This window comes from Phytoactinopolyspora halotolerans, from assembly GCF_010550675.1.
Classification (GTDB): Bacteria; Actinomycetota; Actinomycetes; order Jiangellales; family Jiangellaceae; genus Phytoactinopolyspora; species Phytoactinopolyspora halotolerans.
The window spans coordinates 108,644-128,925 of record NZ_JAAGOA010000001.1; the positions used below are offsets into that span (position 1 = coordinate 108,644).

20 protein-coding genes are annotated in these 20,282 nt (G+C 67.5%); 13 read left to right on the forward strand and 7 right to left on the reverse strand.

Going from position 1 to position 20,282, the window contains the following annotated elements; translation table 11 throughout:
* Nucleotide 1 precedes the first annotated feature (1 nt).
* The 4 genes from G1H10_RS00480 to G1H10_RS00495 all read left to right on the forward strand — a co-directional run bounded on the left by G1H10_RS00480 (nt 2) and on the right by G1H10_RS00495 (nt 3,230).
* Entirely contained in the window at nt 2-640 is a 639-nt protein-coding gene (locus G1H10_RS00480; RefSeq protein ID WP_163731119.1) for an acVLRF1 family peptidyl-tRNA hydrolase, read from the forward strand.
* Nucleotides 641-744: 104 nt separating this feature from the next.
* The gene (locus G1H10_RS00485) at nt 745-1,371 is read left to right on the forward strand and encodes a superoxide dismutase (protein WP_163731122.1); all 627 of its coding nucleotides are present in this window, start codon (nt 745-747) and stop codon (nt 1,369-1,371) included.
* A gap of 358 nt (nt 1,372-1,729) precedes the next feature.
* On the forward strand, nt 1,730-2,344 hold the full coding sequence (locus G1H10_RS00490; RefSeq protein ID WP_163731125.1) for a hypothetical protein: 615 nt from the start codon (nt 1,730-1,732) through the stop codon (nt 2,342-2,344).
* A gap of 172 nt (nt 2,345-2,516) precedes the next feature.
* Complete coding sequence (locus G1H10_RS00495; protein ID WP_163731127.1) at nt 2,517-3,230, forward strand: YceI family protein; 714 nt, start codon at nt 2,517-2,519, stop codon at nt 3,228-3,230.
* A gap of 28 nt (nt 3,231-3,258) precedes the next feature.
* Here G1H10_RS00495 and G1H10_RS00500 read toward each other — a convergent pair whose 3' ends face one another.
* Nucleotides 3,259-4,182 carry an AEC family transporter gene (locus G1H10_RS00500; RefSeq protein ID WP_163731130.1) on the reverse strand — a complete coding sequence of 308 codons (924 nt, stop codon included), beginning with the start codon at nt 4,180-4,182 and terminating at the stop codon, nt 3,259-3,261.
* 78 nt (nt 4,183-4,260) lie between these two features.
* Complete coding sequence (locus G1H10_RS00505; RefSeq protein ID WP_163731133.1) at nt 4,261-6,669, reverse strand: phosphoketolase family protein; 2,409 nt, start codon at nt 6,667-6,669, stop codon at nt 4,261-4,263.
* 328 nt (nt 6,670-6,997) lie between these two features.
* Between G1H10_RS00505 and G1H10_RS00510 the strand changes: the two genes are divergently transcribed.
* Nucleotides 6,998-8,032 carry an LppM family (lipo)protein gene (locus G1H10_RS00510; RefSeq protein ID WP_163731136.1) on the forward strand — a complete coding sequence of 345 codons (1,035 nt, stop codon included), beginning with the start codon at nt 6,998-7,000 and terminating at the stop codon, nt 8,030-8,032.
* 335 nt (nt 8,033-8,367) lie between these two features.
* Entirely contained in the window at nt 8,368-9,123 is a 756-nt protein-coding gene (locus G1H10_RS00515) for a D-Ala-D-Ala carboxypeptidase family metallohydrolase (protein WP_163731139.1), read from the forward strand.
* On the opposite strand, the gene G1H10_RS00520 is transcribed toward G1H10_RS00515, so the two are convergent.
* Nucleotides 9,099-9,236: a hypothetical protein gene (locus G1H10_RS00520; RefSeq protein WP_163731142.1), complete on the reverse strand. Its 138-nt coding sequence runs from the start codon at nt 9,234-9,236 to the stop codon at nt 9,099-9,101. The two genes, G1H10_RS00515 and G1H10_RS00520, sit on opposite strands and share 25 nt — an antisense overlap.
* Nucleotides 9,220-9,672 (reverse strand): peroxiredoxin, encoded by a 453-nt coding sequence (locus G1H10_RS00525; protein WP_163731145.1) that lies wholly within the window; start codon nt 9,670-9,672, stop codon nt 9,220-9,222. Before G1H10_RS00525 ends, G1H10_RS00520 begins: the two co-directional genes overlap by 17 nt.
* A gap of 146 nt (nt 9,673-9,818) precedes the next feature.
* Between G1H10_RS00525 and G1H10_RS00530 the strand changes: the two genes are divergently transcribed.
* Entirely contained in the window at nt 9,819-11,345 is a 1,527-nt protein-coding gene (locus tag G1H10_RS00530; protein ID WP_163731148.1) for a glutamate synthase subunit beta, read from the forward strand.
* An 84-nt stretch (nt 11,346-11,429) separates the two neighbouring features.
* On the opposite strand, the gene G1H10_RS00535 is transcribed toward G1H10_RS00530, so the two are convergent.
* The 3 genes from G1H10_RS00535 to G1H10_RS00545 form a co-directional block, all read right to left on the reverse strand.
* A complete protein-coding gene (locus tag G1H10_RS00535; RefSeq protein WP_163730902.1) occupies nt 11,430-11,654 on the reverse strand; it encodes a hypothetical protein in 225 nt (74 codons plus the stop codon).
* Nucleotides 11,655-11,747: 93 nt separating this feature from the next.
* Nucleotides 11,748-12,734 carry an aldo/keto reductase gene (locus G1H10_RS00540; RefSeq protein WP_163731150.1) on the reverse strand — a complete coding sequence of 329 codons (987 nt, stop codon included), beginning with the start codon at nt 12,732-12,734 and terminating at the stop codon, nt 11,748-11,750.
* 99 nt (nt 12,735-12,833) lie between these two features.
* Complete coding sequence (locus G1H10_RS00545; RefSeq protein WP_163731153.1) at nt 12,834-13,790, reverse strand: helix-turn-helix transcriptional regulator; 957 nt, start codon at nt 13,788-13,790, stop codon at nt 12,834-12,836.
* Between the two features lie 74 nt (nt 13,791-13,864).
* Here G1H10_RS00545 and G1H10_RS00550 point away from each other — a divergent pair, with 74 nt between their 5' ends.
* The 6 genes from G1H10_RS00550 to G1H10_RS00575 all read left to right on the forward strand — a co-directional run bounded on the left by G1H10_RS00550 (nt 13,865) and on the right by G1H10_RS00575 (nt 20,272).
* Nucleotides 13,865-14,917 (forward strand): ABC transporter ATP-binding protein, encoded by a 1,053-nt coding sequence (locus tag G1H10_RS00550; RefSeq protein WP_163732016.1) that lies wholly within the window; start codon nt 13,865-13,867, stop codon nt 14,915-14,917.
* Nucleotides 14,914-15,738 (forward strand): ABC transporter permease, encoded by an 825-nt coding sequence (locus G1H10_RS00555; RefSeq protein ID WP_163731155.1) that lies wholly within the window; start codon nt 14,914-14,916, stop codon nt 15,736-15,738. The genes G1H10_RS00550 and G1H10_RS00555 overlap by 4 nt, the downstream gene beginning before the upstream one ends.
* 156 nt (nt 15,739-15,894) lie before the next feature.
* Nucleotides 15,895-17,886: a beta-propeller domain-containing protein gene (locus G1H10_RS00560; RefSeq protein WP_163731158.1), complete on the forward strand. Its 1,992-nt coding sequence runs from the start codon at nt 15,895-15,897 to the stop codon at nt 17,884-17,886.
* Nucleotides 17,883-18,080, forward strand: coding sequence for a hypothetical protein (locus tag G1H10_RS00565; protein ID WP_163731161.1), 198 nt, complete (start codon nt 17,883-17,885; stop codon nt 18,078-18,080). Before G1H10_RS00560 ends, G1H10_RS00565 begins: the two co-directional genes overlap by 4 nt.
* The gene (locus tag G1H10_RS00570; protein ID WP_163731164.1) at nt 18,077-19,336 is read left to right on the forward strand and encodes an FAD-binding protein; all 1,260 of its coding nucleotides are present in this window, start codon (nt 18,077-18,079) and stop codon (nt 19,334-19,336) included. The genes G1H10_RS00565 and G1H10_RS00570 overlap by 4 nt, the downstream gene beginning before the upstream one ends.
* 132 nt (nt 19,337-19,468) lie before the next feature.
* Nucleotides 19,469-20,272: an SDR family oxidoreductase gene (locus G1H10_RS00575; protein ID WP_163731168.1), complete on the forward strand. Its 804-nt coding sequence runs from the start codon at nt 19,469-19,471 to the stop codon at nt 20,270-20,272.
* Nucleotides 20,273-20,282: the final 10 nt, after the last annotated feature.

Consider the following 20,282-nt stretch of genomic DNA (forward strand, 5'->3'; position numbering starts at 1 on the left):
GATGCCGACCAAGAGGATCGCGGTCGCCCCGGAACGGCTGGAACGATGGCTAGCCGGCTTCGCCGACCGGCACGGCGCGGTGGAGTACCGCGCCACGGCCGACTCCGTCATCGTCGACGCCGAGGACGGAGCGCAGGCGCGCTGCGACGTACCGTTTCCGCCGCTGGACGTCGACCCCGACGCCGCATACGGCGGGCTGTTGGCGCACGCGTGGCAGGATCGCCGCGTCGGCGTGCTGCTCGTGCGCAAAGGCGGGCACGCGGCCGGCGTGTTCGTCGGGCGGGAGCTCGTCGCGTCCAAGGTCGGCTCGCGCCATGTTCAAGGGCGCAGCGCCGCCGGCGGACAGTCGCAGCAGCGCTTCGCCCGGCGTCGGGAGAAGCAGGCGCGCGAGGCGTACCAGGCGGCCGCCGATGTGGCCGTGCGGGTGCTGATGCCGCACGCCGCCACCCTGGATGCCGTCGTCACCGGCGGCGACCGCGGCGCCGCCACACGCGTGCTCGCCGACGCGCGGCTGTCGCCGCTGCACGGCCTCCTGGTGAGCCGGCATGTGGCGGTGCCCGACCCGAAGCTCAGCGTGCTCCGGGACACTCCGGATGTGTTCCGGGCGGTACCGATCACCATCGACGAGCCGGACACGTGACGTAGTCCATAATCACCGAACCTCTTGCGTGGCGAAGGAATAAGCAGGCGTAGGTTTGGCAATGAGCATGATGTAGGCACGCTCACCGATGAGAGGACACACGCATGGCTACGTACTCCCTTCCCGACCTGCCGTACGACTACGGTGCGCTGGAGCCGCACATCGCCGGCCAGATCATGGAGCTGCACCACTCCAAGCACCACCAGACCTACGTCAACGGCACCAACTCGGCCCTGGAGCAGCTGGAGGAGGCACGTGCGGCGAACAAGCTCGACACGGTCAACCAGCTGCAGAAGAACCTCGCGTTCAACCTCGCCGGGCACGTCAACCACACCGTCTTCTGGAACAACATGTCGCCGGAGGGCGGCGACAAGCCGGATGGTGAGCTCGGTGCCGCGATCGATGAGTTCTTCGGGTCCTTCGACGGCTTCCGCGCCCACTTCACCGCCGCGGCGCTGGGCATCCAGGGCTCGGGCTGGTCGATCCTGGCGTGGGAGAGCATCGGCCAGCGCCTGGTGATCGAGCAGCTCTACGACCACCAGGGCAACCTCGCCGTGGGCACGGTACCGCTGCTGATGCTGGACATGTGGGAGCACGCGTTCTACCTGCAGTACAAGAACGTCAAGCCGGACTACGTCGCGGCGTTCTGGAACATCGTCAACTGGGGAGACGTGGCCGAGCGGTTCGCGTCCGCCAAGTCCAAGACGAGCGGACTCATCACTCCGCAGTAGTTCCCACACGCGCTTGGAGTCCTTTCCGGACCCGGGCCTGGCGGTACGGACCGCCGGGACCCGGGTCTGTGTGGTTCTCGGCTCGTGCTTCGTTGTGGTCCCTGGCAACCGATCGGCAGGTGTGTCAATATGGGATCACGAAGTGGAAAGTTCGGGACACCGAACTCAACGGACGGACGAGTGGTGTGGCATGTTCAGGCAACCGCCCCAGCGACACCAGACGGTCACCGTCATCGCGCTGGCGGCGCTGACGATCGGGTATCTCGCGGTCGTGGCCGGCTGGTTGATCTCCCAGCTGTAGCGCGCGATTTTCGCCGCCCTGTTGGCGGCTGGGCCGGCCACACGGCACGCTGAGATCATGACGACGCCACCACACGAGCCCTACAACCCCTACCAGCGCCCGGACGCGCGCGCCCAGGGCGCGGAGCAAGGTCCGGCGGGCCGGATGCCCGCGAGCACGGGCTACGGTACGGCGGGAACCCCGTATGGCCAGGTCGACTATGGTCCGCCGGGTGGGTATCACGGCCGTAGCACCGGGGCACCCACGGCACTGCTCGACATCATCGGTGCGATAGTCGGCGTGGGCGCCACCGTGCTCGCCCTCGGATTCATCACCGCCGGCGCCGACCGCATCCGGCTGTCGACCATGATGTACGGCGAGAACACCGACGGGACGGCGGTGGCGATGACTCTCACCGGCGCTGTCGTACTGGCCGGGGCGCTCATCTGCGCCTACTGGGCACCGACGGCGGCGCTGGTTCCGGGTGCGTTGCTGGCGGTGGTCGGCCTGGCGGGCATGCTCTCCACCGGGTTCGCCCTGGACTTCTACGACATGCTGCCGCAGACCGACCACAGCCCGATGGTGATGACCTGGCTGCACGCGGGTGCGGCACTGTCGCTGGGAGCCGTCATGACCGCGGCAGGTGTCATGTCCTGGATAGGCCGCACCCGGCGGACGAATCCCTCGACATAGCGGTACGTGGCTCGGGCAACGCGGTGCGTTGCCCGAGCTCATTCTGAACAATGGCTGAGAATATCCCCGGAAACGGTCGGCATCGGAATCCATCCGGCACCACTCGTCGTAGGACATGTGAAGACACACAACCGACCGGTTGCGACCGTACCCACATCCACAGGAGTGATCGATGCGTGCGTCGTCGAAGTTCAGGCGTAGGTTGATCATCGCCTTCGGCAGCCTCGTCGGCCTGACGGCGCTGGTGCTCGGCGGGACCTGGTTCTACATCAACGTGATCCAAGACGATGCACCGGAGGAGTTCGCCCTCGACGCCTCCGACGACGAGCCGGCACCGCCGCCCGATGGACTGGTGCTGGACGGGACCTGGACGGTGGCCACGGGGTCGGAGGCCGGATACCGCGTGGATGAGGTCCTGAACGGCTTGGACAACACGGTCGTCGGCCGGACCGGCGACGTCACCGGAGAAGTCACCGTGGCCGACGGTACGGCCACCGCCGCGGAGATCGTCGTCGACATGACCACCGTGACCACGGACAGCGACAGCCGCGACGGGCAGTTCCGTGGCGCGATCATGAACACCGACGACTTCCCGACCTCGACGTTCACCTTGACCGATGCGGTGCCGGTGGACGAGCTGGAGACCGCGGGCGGTCCGGTCGAGCTCACCGCCGGCGGGGAGCTGACGGTCCGCGACGTCACTCGCGAGGTCGCCGTCGACCTGCAGATGCAGCTCTCCGGCGAGACCGTCCAGGTGGTCGGATCGATCCCGATCACCTTCGCCGACTTCGAGATCGATGCGCCGAACCTCGGCTTCGTTCAGGTCGAGGACGAAGGACTGGTCGAGTTCTCGCTCACCCTGGCGCAAGGATCCGACGAGCAATGAGCCGCCGAGTTCGTCAGCGCCGTCGGATTCAGGCGAGCAGCGCCGCGATCACCAGGATGGAAGCGCCGGAGAGCATGGTCGTGACGAAGATCGCATCCCGGGCGAGCGCGATCCCGGTCTGATAGCGCACCGCGTAGACGAAGATGTTCTGGGCCGTCGGCAGAGCCGCCGTCACGGTCACGGCAAGCAGCCAGGCGTCGTCGAGATCCAGCACAAACCGGCCGATGAGGTACGCCGCCACCGGTTGGACGAGCAGCTTGAGCGACGCGATCAGCACGACGTCCCGCGCCGAGCCGCCCGCCCCGGGCAACGGGGCGCCGCGCAGCGACGCACCATAAACGATCAGCGCGATCGGGACCGCCATGCCGGCCACCAGCTCTGCCGGGCGCTGCACCACGTTCGGCACCTCGACACCGGTGGACGCGACGGCGACACCCAGCAGCGACGCCAGGGTGACCGGGTTGGCCACCGGACGCAGCAGCACCGAGCGCCAGGGCGGGCGTTGCCCGGCTCGCACCGTGTCCAACACGGCGAACGCGGCCGGGGCCATCACCACCAGCTGCAACAGCATGACCGGAGCGACGTACGAGCCGTCGCCCAGCACATAGACGGCGATCGGTATGCCGAGGTTGCCCGCGTTCACGTAACTGCTCGACAGGGTGCCGATCGTCACCGTGCCGACCGGGCGATGCCAGAGCCACCGGGCGATCACCGCGTAGCCGAGCGCGGCCACGAAGACCGCGCCGCCGATCGCGACCATCGCCGCGGAGAAGACGGTGCCCACGTCGGCGGCGGACAGCGTGACGAACAGCAGGGTCGGGATCCCGACGGCGAAGACCACCCGGGAGAGGACGACCTGAGCCTCCCGGTCGACGATGCCGCCGCGACCGAGCGCGTAGCCGAGCGCGATGACCACGGCGATGACGCCGAATCCCTCGAAAACGCCCTGCAACGCGCCCCGTTCCTCGTCCGCTGACCGTGTCCCGCCCCGGACTATGGTCCCACGACGGTCGGCGGGCGGGCCGCGCAGCTACCCGGTGCTGGTCGGCAGGCCCGGCCACACCCAATCGCGGACGGCCGGGATGTCCTCACCGTACTCACGCGTGTACTGGCGGGCGCGCAGCCGTGCGTCGACCATGTCCTGCCGCACCCCGGCGGCCCGCCGGCCGAGCCGCGGCACTCGGTCGATGGCGTCGATGACCAGGTGATACCGGTCGAGGTCGTTCAGCATCACCATGTCGAACGGCGTCGTCGTCGTTCCTTCCTCCTTGTACCCGCGCACGTGGATGTTCCCGTGGTTGGTACGCCGATACGTCAGCCGGTGGATCAGCCACGGATAGCCGTGATAGGCGAAGATCACCGGGCGGTCGGTGGTGAACAACGCGTCGAACTCGGAATCGGGCAACCCGTGCGGGTGTTCCTTGGAGTCCTGCAGTCGCATCAGGTCGACGACGTTCACCACCCGGATCTTGAGGTCGGGGAAGTACTTCAACAGCAGTTCGACAGCGGCCAGCGTCTCCACGGTGGGTACGTCGCCGGCGCAACCCAGCACGACGTCCGGATCGACGTTGCCGCCGTCGGTGCTCGCCCACTCCCAGATGCCGATGCCGCGGGTGCAGTGCGCGATCGCATCGTCGACGCTGAGCCATTGCGGCTGCTCCTGCTTGCCGGACACCACCACGTTGACGTAGTCGTGGCTGCGCAGGCAGTGATCGTAGGTGGACAGCAGCGTGTTCGCGTCCGGTGGCAGGTAGACCCGGATGATATCGGCCTTCTTGTTCACCACATGGTCGATGAAGCCTGGGTCCTGATGTGAGAAGCCGTTGTGATCCTGCCGCCACACGTGCGAGGAGAGCAGGTAGTTCAGCGACGGGATCGGCGCCCGCCACGGGATGTGCCGCGTGACCTTCAGCCACTTGGCGTGTTGGTTGAACATCGCGTCGACGATGTGGATGAACGCCTCGTAGCTGTTGAAGATGCCGTGCCGGCCGGTCAGCAGGTACCCCTCCAGCCAGCCTTGGCACTGGTGCTCGGAGAGCATCTCGATGACGCGCCCGTCCACCGACAGGTGCTCATCCGTCGGCAGCATCTCCGCGTTCCAGGCCTTGCCGCCGGCGTCGACGGTGGCCTTCAGCCGGTTGGAGATCGTCTCGTCCGGGCCGAAGATCCGGAAGTTGGCCGGGTTGGCCCGCACGACGTCTCCGAGCCAGCCACCCAGCACCCGGGTGGCTTCGGCGTTCACCCCACCGGGTTCGGGCACGTCCACCGCATAGTCACGGAAGTCCGGGAGTTTGAGATCGCGGCTGAGCACGCCCCCGTTGGCGTGCGGATTGGCGCTCATGCGCCGCGTTCCGGCCGGGTTGAGCCTGGCGATCTCCGCCCGAAGCGCGCCGGCGGAGTCGAACAGTTCCTCGGGCCGGTACGAGCGCATCCACGACTCGAGCAGGGCGGTGTACTCATCGTTACCGCGGACGCCGCCCATCGGGACCTGGTGCGACCGCCAGGTGTTCTCCACCGGCAGACCATCCACGGTCTGCGGGCCGGTCCAGCCCTTGGGTGTCTTGAACACGATCATCGGCCAGTTCGGGCGCGTGGTGGAGGTACCTTCGCGCGCCTCGCGCTGGAGCGTGGTGATCTCGTCCAGAATGTCGTCCAGGAGTGCGGCGAAGCGTCGATGCACGTCGTGTGGCTTCTCGTCGTCGAATCCCGCCTCGAACCAGTACGGCTTGTGCCCGTACCCGATCAGCAGGGACTCCAGCTCCTCTCGTGGAATCCGTGCCAGCAGGGCGGGGTTGGCGATCTTGTAGCCGTTCAGGTGAAGGATCGGCAGGACGGCCCCGTCGGTGGCCGGGTTGATGAACTTGTTGCTGTGCCAGGAGGTGGCCAACGGTCCGGTCTCGGCCTCGCCGTCCCCGATGACGGCGGCCACCACGAGATCGGGATTGTCCAACGCGGCGCCGTACGCGTGTGAGAGGGCGTAGCCGAGCTCGCCGCCTTCGTGGATCGAACCCGGCGTCTCCGGGGCGACGTGGCTGGGTACCCCGCCCGGGAACGAGAACTGCCGGAACAGCGCCCGCAGACCGTCCTCGTCCTCTCCGACGTGCGAGTACACCTCGCTGTACGTCCCCTCCAACCAGGATGCGGCGACCATGGCCGGTCCGCCGTGGCCGGGACCGCAGATGTAGATCATGTCCGCGTCCCGCTCGACGATCGTCCGGTTGAGGTGAGCGTAGATGAAGTTCAGTCCGGGACAGGTCCCCCAGTGGCCGAGCAGCCGCGGCTTGATGTGCTCGGCGCTGAGTGGTTCGCGCAGCAAGGGGTTGTCCAGCAGGTAGATCTGGCCTACCGAGAGGTAGTTCGCCGCCCGCCACCAGGCGTCGATGCGGTCGAGTGTCTCGTCGTCGATGTGGTTGTTCGTGCGTGTGGTCTTCCTCAGCATCACGCAGGCTCCTCGCTCGGTCGCTGTCAGTCTCTCTGACGAGCATCGTTGCGGCGGTCCTCGTCCGCTACCCCCAATGGTCCCCCGCCACACAGTGCATGTGTCCGAGTTTCGGGACTTTCGTCCCTCGACCGCCGGCTCAGTCGTCTGCCCAGAGTCAACGGATCGGCACCGGCAGGTGACAGTCAAGCAACACGTCAAGCCCGGGCATAACGAACTGGGGATCGAGGTCACGCCCGTGGCCTCCTGGAACGTCGCGCAGCACGAGTGTCGGCGAGATGCCCGCTCGAATGGTGAAATCGGTGCCGCTGTGACAAGCTGTGCGCCCATGAAGACAACACGTGTGCTGCGTGCTCTCGGGGCGGCGGGACTGGCTGTGGCCCTCACCTCGTGTATGAAGATCGATCTTGACATGGAGATCAACGCCGACGACGGCGAGGACACCGTCTCGGGGACCATCGTCATGGCCTTCAGTCAGGACTTCCTCGACATGGCCGGGATGATGGGCGAGGATCCCGACGAGATCTTCGAGGGTTTCGACGACTTCATGGCCGGCCCGGAGGGCGACGAGATCCCCGAATACGCCGAGGTCGAGGAGTACGACGACGGCGAGTACCGGGGGCAGCAGATCAGCTATGACCAAGCACCCCTGGACGACTTCAACAGCCCGGAGTTCAGCATCGTCCGGGAGGGTGAGGAGTTCGTCGTCAGCGGCAACATGGATATGACCGATGACACCGGCGAGCTCGAAGACGTCCCGCCGGGCATGATGGAGAACGTCGACTTCGACATCCGGATCGCCATCACCTTCCCCGGTGAGGTGCTGGAGCACAACGGTGAGCTGGACGGCACGACCGTGACCTGGCGTCCCCAGATCGGCGACAACACCCAGTTCGAGGCGCGAGCGAAGGACTCCGGAGGGGCCGGCGGCGGCTTCCCGACCTGGCTGTGGTTCGTCATCGGAGGTGTCGTCCTGGCCGGGCTGATAGGCCTGTTGTTCGCACTGTCCCGGAAGGGGAGCGGCGGCGAGCCCGCCACGGCTGCGGCGCCGGGTCAGTTCCCTCCGCCCGCAGGCGCCGACGCACCTCCGCCACCCGGTGGGTACCCGCAGGCGGCCCCGTATGGGGGACAGCCGGGGCAGCCGCCCGCCGGTCAGCCGCCGGCCGGTCAGCCGCCGGCTGCTCAGCCGGGTACGCCGCCCGCGAGCCAGCCGCCATCCGGTGAACAACCCGGATCCCAGCAACCCCCTGCGGCATCGCCCAGCACCCCACCGGCCGCGCCGCCGAGCCCACCGGCGGCGCCGCAGCCTACCGAGTCCGGCGAACCGCAGCAACCGCCAGAGTCGCCTGACGATCAGCGCTGAGTCATCGGCACGCCCACGGCGGGGCGCCGCCGCGCCGGACGACCCCACGGCGGGTCCGCACCGAGGAGGTGCGGACCCGCCGTCGTCGTTCACGGGGCACCGTCACGGGCCGGCTCGCGCGCAGAGTGGTCTAAGCGGCTCCCACCCAAGGCCCGCGTTGTTCGGGCAAAGAGGCACACTATCCTGCGCTGCGCAGTAGATTTTCCCGCACATGACAGCAGTTCAACGAAAATTCGACTGAAAGTAGCGACAATTGGTCTAATTTCTGTCATGCTGTTGCGACCTCGGAGGGGCAGATCCCTCGCGTCGAAGGTCAATCACCCGGGAGGCACATCGTGACTCGTCAACCCGACTCCGACCACTCGATCAGCCGACGTCGCGCCATCTCGCAGGCGGCAGTGGCAGTGGGAGCCGTGACCGCGGGCTCCCTGCTCTACACACCCGCCGCGCATGCCTACAACTGGACTCGGACACTGCGCAACGGCGACAGCGGTGCCGATGTCCGCGAGCTCCAGATCCGCGTCGCCGGCTGGGCCGCGAGCAGTGCATCGCAGACCTACATCGCCATCGACGGACAGTTCGGACCGGCCACCGAAGGCGCGGTGCGGCGGTTCCAGTCCGCATACGGCCTGACCGTCAACGGCGTCGTCGGCAGCGAGACGCAGGCCCAGCTGAACTGGCTCGAGTCGTCCGACGGCTCGACCCGCCACTTCGCGTTCAGCGAATTCCACTCGAAGGACGGCAGCGGCTTCAGCGGTGGCAAGGTCGGCTCGTCCACGGTGAAGGAGAACGTACGACGCCTGATGTACAAGCTCGAGGCCGTGCGGCGCAAGGGCGGGAACAACGCCTGCATCATCAACTCGGGCTTCCGCAGCGTCAGTCACAACGCCAACGTCGGCGGCGCCTCGAACAGCCAGCACATGTACGGCATCGCGGCCGACATCAGGATCTCCAACCGCTCGGTGTCGCAGGTCATCTCGTACAGCAAGACCAGCGGATTCAGCGGCATCATCCGATACTCGACACATACCCACGTGGACAGCCGGGTCGAGTACGCATACGGGGCTCAGAGCTGGTACTGGTCGACCTGATCGATACGTTGCCGGGCGGGGCGGGAACGTCCGCGCCGCCCGGCGGCCGCAGCCACCGGACCAAGCAGCGTCAGGTCGACGTCGTCGCCAGGGTCGTCAGGCGTTCTGTCCAAGGACCTCGAGGGCACGATCGGCGTGGATGTCCATGCTGAACTCGCTGCGGACCACGTCCACCACCCGCGCGTCCGTGCCGATCACGAACGTGTGGCGCTTCACCGGGATCGGTCCGAACCGCCGGCGCACGCCGAACTGTGCGGCAACCTTCCGATCGGGGTCGCTGAGCAGCGGGAACGGCACGTCGTTCCCCGCCGCGAACCGTTGCTGCTCGTCCACCGAATCGGCGCTGACGCCGACCGGCTGCGCGCCCACCGCAGCGAACTCCGCGTTCAGATCGCGGAAGCGGCAGACCTCCGCCGTACATCCCTTGGACATGGCAGCCGGATAGAAGAAGAGCACCACCGGCCCGGCCGCCAGCATCGTGCTCAACCGCCGGAGATTTCCGTCCTGATCCGGCAGCTCGAAGTCCTCCACCGCGTCACCACGCTCCATTTCTCTATCCTGCCCCAAACCGCCGATCCGGCAGGGCTGGCTCGATGTGAGAATTCCGTACTGTTCCGGTTGCCGATCCGCGACATAGGGTGGCAACGTACATCGACCAGCGCCATCAGGGCCGCCGTCATGCAGGAGTCATTGCCATGGCCGACCCCAGGGGCTTTCTCACCACGCCTCGGCAGGAGTGTTCGCGCCGTCCCGTCGCGGAGCGCGTCCAAGACTGGAACGAGGTCTACGACGGACAGAGCCTGCTTCCCATCATCAACGCCCAAGCTGGTCGATGCATGGATTGCGGAGTGCCCTTCTGCCACAGCGGTTGCCCGCTGGGCAATCTGATCCCCGACTGGAACGACCTGGTCTATCGGGACGACTGGGAGGCGGCAAGCGAACGCCTGCACGCGACCAACAACTTCCCCGAGTTCACCGGGCGACTGTGCCCGGCGCCGTGCGAGCCGGCCTGTGTCCTTGCCATCGACCAGCCCGCCGTGACCATCAAGAACGTCGAGATGTCCATCGCCGACCAGGGGTGGGAGCGCGGCTACGTGGAGCCGGTGATACCGGAACGTATGTCGGGCAAGACCGTGGCGGTGATCGGTTCCGGCCCGGCCGGCCTGGCCTGTGCGCAGCAGCTCACCCGGATCGGCCACACCGTGACCGTGTTCGAGCGGGACGGCCGCGTCGGCGGCCTCATGCGGTACGGGATCCCGGAATTCAAGATGGAGAAGCACCACATCGATCGGCGTATCGAGCAGATGCGCAGCGAAGGCACCAGGTTTCGCACCGGTATCGACGTCGGGAGAAACATCGACGCGCGGCAACTCCGGCGCGGCTACGACGCCGTGGTGGTCGCCGTCGGGGCGACTGCGTGGCGCGAGCTGCCGGTACCGGGGCGAGAACTCGAGGGCATCCACCAAGCGATGGTCTATCTTCCACTGGCCAACCGCGCCTGTGAGGGGGAGTTCGGCGGCCATTCGCCGATCGACGCCGCCGGCAGGAATGTGGTGATCGTCGGTGGCGGGGATACCGGGGCGGACTGCCTCGGCACCGCGGTCCGGCAGGGCGCGGCCTCCATCGTGCAGCTGGACATCAACCCGCTGCCGGGCGCCGACCGAGCCCCACATGAGCCTTGGCCGACCTATCCGAAGGTCTACCGGGTCTCCCCGGCGCACGAAGAAGCGCGCGAAATGGCTCGGCGCAGCGGCGGAGGCTGGCCCGATTCCGGCGTTCCGCTCCCCGGTCCGGACGGTGACGTGCGCGTCTTCTCGGCGTCGACGCTACGTTTCGACGGAGACGAGCGCGGCCACGTCACGGCGCTGCGCCTGGTGGGTGTGGAACCCGAGGCCCGCCGTCCGCAGCCCGGAACCGAACGAGTGGTCCCCGCCGATCTCGTCTTACTGGCGCTCGGCTTCTCCGGGCCCGAACCGGACAGCGGTTTGGTCGAGCAGCTGGGGATCGAGGTGGATGAGCGTGGTGCCTTCCGCCGTGATGAGGACTATCGCGCCGGGCGAGACGGGGTGTTCGTCACCGGCGACGCCGGACGTGGACAGTCGCTCATCGTGTGGGCGATCGCAGAGGGTCGCGCCGCCGCGGCGGCCGTCGACCGGTACCTGACCGGAACGACGAGTCTTCCGGCTCCGGTCGCACCGTCCGACCGCCCGCTCGCCATCTGACGTACCGCACTGCATTGCGTCCTGCACCCCGGGTGCTCAGACGCACGCGGTGCAGGACGCAACCTGGTGGACGCGCCGGCGGCGCTACCAATAGAACCGGCGTCCGCCGACCGGGCGGCCGACGGCACCGAGAACGAACAGCACGAGCCCGATGACGAGCACGATCGTACCGATCGTGACGAGCAGCCCGAGATCCACCAACCAGCCGATCAATAACAGGATGACACCTAAGACGATCATGAATGGCGCCCCCAATCGCATGTCGTCGGTGCGTAGCCGGGGGGCGACGTTGCCCCCCGACAACGTCATCGATACCCACCGGAGCCAGAACCAATCAATCATGCGTGGCTGCCGCTACCCGGACGGCCACCATCCGACGGCCACCACCGGACGGCACGGCTCTTACCAGCGCTCGTGCACCAGCGGACGGATGCGTGCGTCGTAGATCCTCCGGATCGCCTCCGTGGTCTGCGCATCGAGCGGTGACAGCGCCGCGGCTGCCGCGTTCGCCCGAGCCTGGTCCGGCGTACGGGCACCCGGAATCACCACCGACACACCCGGCTGGTCGATGATCCACCGCAACGCCAGCTGGGCGGTGCCGGCGTGCTCGGGGGTCAGATCGGCCAGCTCGCGCGCGGCAGCGACGCCGTCGGAGAAGGGCACCCCGGCGAATGTCTCACCCACGTCGAACGCCTCACCCTGCCGGTTGAAGGTACGATGATCGTCCTCCGCGAAGACCGTGGCCTCGTCGTACTTGCCGGACAGCAGGCCGCTGGCCAGCGGAACACGGGCGATGATGCCCACCCCGGCCTCGGCCGCCGCCGGCAGTACCTCATCAAGCGGCTTCTGCCGGAAGCAGTTGAGGATGATCTGTATCGTCGCGACACCCGGACGGCGCAGCGCGGCCAGCGCCTCGTCACACGTCTCGACGCTGACGCCATAGGCGCGTATCCGCTTCTCCTGCACCATCGTGTCCAGCGCATCGAAGACCCGGTCTCGTGAGTACACCTCGGCAGGCGGGCAGTGCAGTTGAACCAGGTCGACAGTGTCGACGCCGAGATTCTCCCGGCTTCGGTCGTTCCACGCCCGGAACGCGTCCACGGTGTAGGCGTCGGCGGTGTGCGGGTCGGCACGCCGGCCCATCTTCGTCGCCACGGTCAGTCCGGCCTCGGGCCGGTCCCGGAGCAGTTCACCGACGAACCGCTCGCTCCGGCCGTCGCCGTAGACGTCCGCCGTGTCGATCAGCGTCACCCCGGCGTCGACGGCGGCGTTCAGGGTCGCCCTCGCGTCGTCGTCGCTGACGTCGCCCCAGCTGCCGCCGATCTGCCAGGCGCCGAACCCGACGACGCCCACGTCACGACCGGTACGTCCCAAAGTCCTCGTCTCCATAGGCCCGACCCTAACGTCCCGCACGCCAGGGCTCCCCGGGCCGCTCCGCGACCTCTGCGATGCCCGGCGTGCTCCGTGCGTCCCACATCCGTCGACGGCTCAACCGGCCGTGGATCGGACGAAGAGCACACCCATGGCGTGCAGGTAGCCGGTCAGCTCGGGCGGGCTGACGACGTCGAACTCCGCACCCAGTGCGCCCAGGACCAGCGCAGGCCACCAGAGGTCGTCGACGCTCATCGACAGGCGGCACGACGCGTCGTCGATCGCTTCCACCGTCCCCCATTGCCGGACGAAATCCGCCAGCTCGGCATCCTTGGCGTGCACCACCACCTCGACCTGGTATCGCGTGGGGATCGATGCGAGGCTGTCGCGGACGAAAGCGGCCGCGTCCTCGGCGGGCAGGTCGCGCGGTGCGAACCGCACCCCGGTGGGGAACGGGTCCATCAGCCGGTCGATCCGGAATGTGCGCCAGTCGTCCCGGCCGACATCCCACGCGACGAGGTACCAGCGACGGCCGAGTGAGACCAGCTGGTGCGGCTCCACCAGGCGGGATGCCTCATCACCGGAACGGGTGGTGTACCGGAAACGCAGCCGCTCGCGGTCTCGGCAGGTCAACGCGATGACGGCGAGAGCCTCCGCGTCGACCGTCGGCCCGCTGCCCCACACTGCCGGCGTGGTCGCGGATTGCAGTGCATCCACCCGCCGTCGCAGCTTCGGCGGCATGACCTGAACGACCTTCGCCAGCGCCCGCACCGACGTCTCCTCGATGCCGCTGACGGCACCGCCCGCGGCCGTGGTCAGTCCGACGGCGATCGCCACCGCCTCGTCATCGTCCAGCAGTAGCGGCGGCAACGCCGCACCGGCCTGCAGCTGATACCCGCCGGCCACGCCGCGGCTTGCGTCGATCGGATAGCCGAGCTCACGCAGCCGGTCGATGTCGCGCCGCAGCGTGCGTTCGCTGACCTCGAGCCGCTCGGCCAGCTCGCCTCCTGGCCAGTATCGATGCGTCTGCAGGAGGGAGAGTAGCCGCAGCATCCGGGAGCTCGTGTTCGCCATGAATCCAGACTCGCTCACATTCAGGTCAGAAAGTGGCCTGAATGAACCATAGCGTGGTCTCCATGGACGCCACAATGATCCAAACCAAGGGACTGACCAGGCATTTCACGGTCAAGAAGGAAACCGTCGAGGCGGTTCGCGGCATCGACCTGCATGTGCGGCGTGGTGAGCTCGTGGCTCTGCTGGGCCCGAACGGTGCAGGCAAGTCGACGACGCTACGGATGCTGACCACGCTGCTGCCGCCGACCTCGGGCACGGCGGAGGTCGCCGGGCACGACGTCGTGCGCGAGCAGGCAGCGGTACGCCACCGGATCGGCTACATCGGCCAGGGCAACGGCGCCGGGCACACCCAGCGCGGGCGCGATGAGCTGGTCATCCAGGGCCGGTGCTACGGCATGGGCCGTAAGGCGGCCAGAGCACGAGCGGACGAGCTGATCAGTGCCCTCGGCCTCGAGACCGTGGCCGACCGCACGGTGTCCACGCTCTCCGGCGGGCAGCGTCGTCGGCTGGACATCGCGATGGGTCTGATTCACGCCCCCGACCTGCTCTTCCTCGACGAGCCGTCGACCGGGCTGGATCCACAGAACCGGGCCAATCTGCAGGAGCAGATCCTCAACCTGCACACCGAGTACGGAACCACGGTCGTGCTGACCACTCATTATCTCGACGAAGCCGATTCGATGGCGGAACGTGTGATCGTCGTCGACCATGGTCGGGTCATCGCCGACGACTCGCCCACCCAGCTCAAGCGTGACCATGCCGGTGACCGGATCACGTTGACGGCCGGCCACACGGACGACGCACGGCGGGTGGCCGACCGGGCCCGACGGTCAGCAGGAGCCGAGGTCACCCAGAGCGGCACGAGCGTGGAGATCCGCGTACTCGGCGCGCCACAGCTGCTGCCCGGGTTGTTGGTGGATCTCGCGAACGACGGGGTCACCGTCACCGGTGCCGAGGTCGCCCGGCCGACCATGGACGATGTCTTTCTCAACCTCACCGGCCGCAGCCTGCGCGAAGGCGGCGCCGAGCCGGCAGACGCCGGCGCTGACGGCGGTGCTGACGGCGGTGCCCGCGCCGCCGCCGACGCTGACGGACGGACCACACAGAACCAGGAGATCGCAGCATGAGCACCACAGTCGCGGCACGCGAGACGAACACCGCGCTCACCGGCACCGCAGGCCCGAATCGGCGACGCCCCTCCCTGTTGCACGACACCGGCACCGTCTTCGTGCGGGAACTCCTTCCGGTGTTGCGCAACCCGTTCTCGGTGGTCTTCACCATGGTGCAGCCGCTGGTCTTCCTCGGGTTGTTCGGGCCGTTGCTCTCCGACTTCCCGGGCACCGGCGAAGGTTCTGCGCTGCAATGGTTCGTGCCGGGGATCGTGGTCATGTCCTGCCTGTTCAGCGGGGCATTCACGGGCTCGAACCTGTTGTTCGAACTGCAGACGGGTTCACACGAGCGGATGCTGGTCACGCCGTTGCGCCGGTCGGCGCTGCTGATCGGTCGAGCGCTGAAGGAGATCGTGCCGATGGTCATGCAGACGGTGATCATCGTGGCCGTCTGCATGCCGTTCGGATTCGAGCTGCACCTGGCGGGCGCGGCGCTGGCCGTCCTGATTCTGGCCGTGATGGCCGTCGGCATCGGCGCGCTGTCGTACAGCCTGGCGCTGGCGTCGAAGGATCAGGACTGGCTGTTCTGGACGATCCAGCAGACTCTGTTGTTCCCGTTCCTGCTGCTCGCCGGGATCCTGCTGCCGCTGGACAACGGGCCGGGCTGGCTTCGGACGCTGGGCGACATCAACCCGCTGACGTATGTCGTGGACGCCTGCCGGCTGCTGTTCAACGGCGAGATCGCCGCGGCAGGCGTCCTCCAGGGCGCAGGCGCCGCGGCCTTCCTCGCGGCCCTCGGACTGCTGGTCGGCATCCGCAGCATGCGCCACTCCACCTGACACGCGCCCCGGCCTAAATGATCATGTGAAGTGGGTTTTCTCGTGCCTCAACAGGTCTGCAGACATGGTAGAGCACGAGAAGACCTACCAAACATGATCATTTAGGCGGGGTGTCGGGGGTGGCAACCGAAATCGGGGGGAAGGCGTCGAAGTGATATGCGGAAATACACCGGCATTCTTCTCGGATGTGGCGTCGCTGCCAGTGCGCTGGTCGCGGTCAACGTGCTGCCCGCCGACGAAGCAGCGGCGTCCGGCCTGGTCTCCTTCGGGGACTGCTCGGACGCGCTCGACCACCTGAAACGCGAGGCGGACGAGCGCATCGGCCCCTGGGGGCTACACGACTCGTGGTACGGCGTCGATGTCCTCGAGGAGGAAGGTGCCGCAGAAGATCGGGCGGTCGCCGCGGACGGCGACGACAGCGCGGCCGGCTCCGACGACTCGGGTGGATCTTCGTATTCCACCACCAACGTTCAGGAGAAGGGTGTCGACGAGCCGGACATCGTGAAGACCGACGGTCGCCGGATAGTCACGACGGTCGGTTCCGAACTCCGGGTCATCGATACCAGCGGCGATCAGCCGCAGGAGATCGGCAGTCTGCAGCTCAGTGACGATTACGCGGATGCCGAGTTGCTCCTGGCGGGCGATCGCGCCGTGGTCTTCGTCCGCGGCTGGATGCCCATGGCCGCCGACGCCGCGTACTCGGACATGGGTTGGGAACGATCCACCACGACCGTCCACCTGGTGGATCTGTCGGATCCCGCCAGCCCTTCCATCGCCTCCACGCTGGAGATCGACGGCGACTACCTCGATGCACGGATGGTCGACGGCACGGTGCGCCTGGTCACCAGTTCCCAACCCGGGCTGGTCTTTCCGATGGACGAGAAGGACTGGAACCGCGACGAGGACGAGTTGATCGAACGGAACCGGGACATCGTCGCCGACTCGACCATCGAGGACTGGCTGCCGTCCTACCGGCTGGACGCCGGCGGGGAGGAGTCCAGCGGACTGCTGGTGCAGTGCGGCGATCTGAACCGGCCGCCGGAGTTCGCCGGCTTCTCGGTGATCAGCGTGCTCACCCTCGGATTGGACGAGCTGACCGACGGCGACGCGGTGGCCGTGCTCAGCAGCGGCGAGACCGTTTACGCCAGCGCCGATCAGCTGTACGTGGCCACCGCGAACTGGGGTACGCCGGATGAGGTCGCGCCGATGGACGACGCTGCTGTCGACATCGCGCCGGGTTGGCCAATGGTGGAAAGCACGGGTATCCACTCGTTCGACATCGGCGGTGACGAACCGGCCCGCTACCGAGCCTCCGGTGAGGTAGACGGGGGCATCATCGGACCGTACGCGATGTCGGAGCACGAGGGCGTCCTGCGTGTGGCGACGACGACGCGCGTGGGCGACGACCGTCGTAGCGAGAGCCAGCTGATCACGCTGACCGAGCAGGGAGACGAGCTGGTACAGGCCGGAGAGGTGGGCGGCCTCGGCAAGGGCGAGGACATCTACGCTGTCCGGTACTTCGGCGACACCGCCTACGTGGTCACCTTCCGGCAGATCGACCCGCTGTATGTACTCGACCTTTCCGATCCGGCGAACCCGTCGGTGGAGGGCGAGCTGAAGATCACCGGCTACTCCTCCTATCTGCACGGCGTCGACGACGGGCGGTTGCTGGGCGTCGGCCAGGAGGCGACGTCGGAGGGCCAAGCCGTCGGCACGCAGGTCTCGCTGTTCGACGTCAGCGATCCGTCGGATCCGCGCAAGCTCGACGGTCACGTGGTCGAGGGGGCATGGAGCGACGTCGAGGTCAATCCGCATGCCTTCCTGTTCTGGCCTGAGACCAGCCAGGTGGTGGTGCCGATCTCCGGTTTCGAGACCGTGGAAGACGACGGCGCCGGATACGTGATGGAACCGGGCGGGGCGCTGGTGGTGACCCTCGACGGCGACACGGTCACCGAGCAGGGCATCATCCGGCACGGCGGCCAGAGGCAGGCAACGGATGCGGAATTCGAGGAGTACCTGTGGGAGCCGGTTCTGCGCTCGATGGTCATCGGCGACTCCCTCTACACGCTGTGGTACGACGGGCTGCAGGTGAACGATCTCGACGACCTCAGCCTGCGTAGTTGGACTCAGCTGGATCCAGCCTGGTGAACGAACCATCGCTCGGGCGGCGGCGCGGATTGCAGCAGCCGCCCGAGCGGTTCGACCCCGAACAGCGCCGTGACGTGTCCGGCGGCGCTGAGCCGCCAGGGTCCCGGTTCGAGCCCATCGGCATGCGGCGATACTGGAAGGACGACCATTCCGGACCGCACGCACCGCGACCGCCGAGAGAAGGACACGCATGAGCCAACGACCGACCAACTGGGCCGGGAATCTGACGTTCCACGTGGAACATGTCCAGCGTCCGGCGTCGATTGAGGAGCTCCGCAAGCTGGTAGCGCGCAGCAGCCGGATGCGTGTGCTGGGCAGCGGCCACTCGTTCAACTCGATCGCGGACACGGACGGGGACCTGGTCTCGCTGTCCGACCTGCCCGGGGACGTGGCTGTTAACGCTCACACTGCGTCTGTGACCGTACCGGCCGGCGTGCGATACGGCGAACTGAGCCAGCAACTGCACGCCGCCGGCTACGCGCTACACAACCTCGGTTCGCTCCCGCACATCTCGGTCGCCGGCTCCTGCGCAACCGCGACGCACGGTTCCGGGCCCACCAACGGCAACCTCGCCACCGCCGTCTCGTCCGTCGACATCGTCACCACGGACGGCGACCTGGTCACCGTGGGCGCCGACGACGACGGATTCAGCGGCACGGTAGTGGCATTGGGCGCACTCGGTGTCGTGGTGGGAATGACACTGTCCATCGAGCCGACCTACCAGGTCCAGCAGATCGTCTACGACGACCTGCCAGTCGACGCTCTAGACGACCACCTCGACGAGATCCTCTCCGGTGCCTACAGCGTGAGCCTGTTCACCCGTTGGCAAGCATCGAGCATCGATCACATCTGGGTGAAGCACCGGACCGACCATGACGAATGGTCCGGTGGTCCCTCCTGGTTCGGCGCCACGCGAGCCGAAGAGCAGCGACATCCATTGCCGGGCATGCCGCCGGAGTACTGCACGCAGCAGCTGGGCGTGGCGGGACCATGGCACGAGCGCCTGCCGCACTTCCGGCTGGATTTCACTCCCAGCGCCGGCGAGGAGCTGCAGTCTGAGTATTTTGTCGCCCGCTCCGACGCGCTCGCTGCCATCCGGGCATTGGACCGGATCCGGCAACGGTTCGCTCCGGTGCTCCAGGTCTCGGAGATCCGCACCATCGCTGCCGACGGCATCTGGCTCAGCCCTTGCTATCAGCGCGATATGGTCGGCTTCCACTTCACCTGGATCAAGGATGCGGCTGCCGTACAGGCGGTGTTGCCTGAGATCGAGCACGCACTCGCCGAGTTCGACGTCGTCCCGCATTGGGGCAAGGTGTTCACGATGCCGCCTGAGGCCGTGCGCTCGCGGTACCCGCGCCTCGACGACTTCCGGGACCTCGCCCGCTCGTACGATCCCGCCGGCGTCTTCCGCAACGAGTTCGTCGACCGCTACATCTTCTCCGACTGACCTCGCGCGCCCTGGTCAATCACCTCGCGTGTGTGGCACACGACGCAGCGGCGTCTGGACAGTCGTCGTGCGAAGACCGGGGATGAAGTGCGTACACTGGACGCAGAGACGCGTACGTCGTACGCTATTGTTATGGCGATTCTTGTCACCGGCGCGACAGGCAGCGTGGGCCGGCGCGTCGTCGATCAGCTCCTGGCGGCCGGAGCCGACGACGTCCGAGCCCTCACCACCAACCCCACCAAGGCCGCACTTCCGGCCTCAGTGCACGTGGTTGAGGGATATGTCGGCCGACCGGAGAGCCTGCCACCTGCCCTCCACGGCGTGGACCGGATGTACCTGGCCCCAGCACCGGAGACGGCGGCCGCGGCCGCCGCGCTCGCCGCCCAGGCGGGCGTGCGGCATATCGTCGACCTGTCCGGGCCGGAAGAGAGCTGGTGGTACTCGGTCGCCAAAGCGGTCGAGGAGTCGGGTGCGAGCTGGACCCATCTCTGGCCAGGTGAGTTCATGGAGAACAGCACTGTCTGGGCCGAGCAGGTCCGCAGAACCGGAATGGTCCGCGATGCCTACCCGGATGCCGCCAATGCGCCGATCGCCATGGACGACGTGGCGAGAATCGCCGCCACCTGCCTCCTCGGCGAGAACCATGAAGGACAGTCGTACCTGCTCACAGGTCCGGAGACGCTCAGCCGTCGAGAGCTGATCGACCGGATCGCCGCCGCGCTCGGGCGGGACGTCCCCGTTCTCCGGGTCGGCCGTGATGAGGCGGTCGAGCAGCTGACACCCGCAATGGGTGAGTACGCGGCGTGGTACGTCGACGGCACAGCCGAGCTGGCCACGAGTCCGCAGCCCGTCTCGGCCACGTTCGAGAACGTCATGGGTCGTCCCGGTACCACTTTCGCCGAGTGGGTCGCCGCGCATGTCGACGAATTTCGCTGACGCCCTGCAG

Excerpts from the sequence above, each read along its gene's own strand:
- G1H10_RS00480 (WP_163731119.1), top strand. The coding sequence starts at position 2 with ATGCCGACCAAGAGGATCGCGGTCGCCCCGGAACGGCTGGAACGATGG.
- G1H10_RS00485 (WP_163731122.1), top strand. The coding sequence starts at position 745 with ATGGCTACGTACTCCCTTCCCGACCTGCCGTACGACTACGGTGCGCTG.
- G1H10_RS00490 (WP_163731125.1), top strand. The coding sequence starts at position 1,730 with ATGACGACGCCACCACACGAGCCCTACAACCCCTACCAGCGCCCGGAC.
- G1H10_RS00495 (WP_163731127.1), top strand. The coding sequence starts at position 2,517 with ATGCGTGCGTCGTCGAAGTTCAGGCGTAGGTTGATCATCGCCTTCGGC.
- G1H10_RS00505 (WP_163731133.1), bottom strand. The coding sequence starts at position 6,669 with ATGCTGAGGAAGACCACACGCACGAACAACCACATCGACGACGAGACA.
- G1H10_RS00510 (WP_163731136.1), top strand. The coding sequence starts at position 6,998 with ATGAAGACAACACGTGTGCTGCGTGCTCTCGGGGCGGCGGGACTGGCT.
- G1H10_RS00525 (WP_163731145.1), bottom strand. The coding sequence starts at position 9,672 with ATGGAGCGTGGTGACGCGGTGGAGGACTTCGAGCTGCCGGATCAGGAC.
- G1H10_RS00530 (WP_163731148.1), top strand. The coding sequence starts at position 9,819 with ATGGCCGACCCCAGGGGCTTTCTCACCACGCCTCGGCAGGAGTGTTCG.
- G1H10_RS00535 (WP_163730902.1), bottom strand. The coding sequence starts at position 11,654 with ATGACGTTGTCGGGGGGCAACGTCGCCCCCCGGCTACGCACCGACGAC.
- G1H10_RS00540 (WP_163731150.1), bottom strand. The coding sequence starts at position 12,734 with ATGGAGACGAGGACTTTGGGACGTACCGGTCGTGACGTGGGCGTCGTC.
- G1H10_RS00545 (WP_163731153.1), bottom strand. The coding sequence starts at position 13,790 with ATGGCGAACACGAGCTCCCGGATGCTGCGGCTACTCTCCCTCCTGCAG.
- G1H10_RS00550 (WP_163732016.1), top strand. The coding sequence starts at position 13,865 with ATGATCCAAACCAAGGGACTGACCAGGCATTTCACGGTCAAGAAGGAA.
- G1H10_RS00555 (WP_163731155.1), top strand. The coding sequence starts at position 14,914 with ATGAGCACCACAGTCGCGGCACGCGAGACGAACACCGCGCTCACCGGC.
- G1H10_RS00560 (WP_163731158.1), top strand. The coding sequence starts at position 15,895 with ATGCGGAAATACACCGGCATTCTTCTCGGATGTGGCGTCGCTGCCAGT.
- G1H10_RS00570 (WP_163731164.1), top strand. The coding sequence starts at position 18,077 with ATGAGCCAACGACCGACCAACTGGGCCGGGAATCTGACGTTCCACGTG.
- G1H10_RS00575 (WP_163731168.1), top strand. The coding sequence starts at position 19,469 with ATGGCGATTCTTGTCACCGGCGCGACAGGCAGCGTGGGCCGGCGCGTC.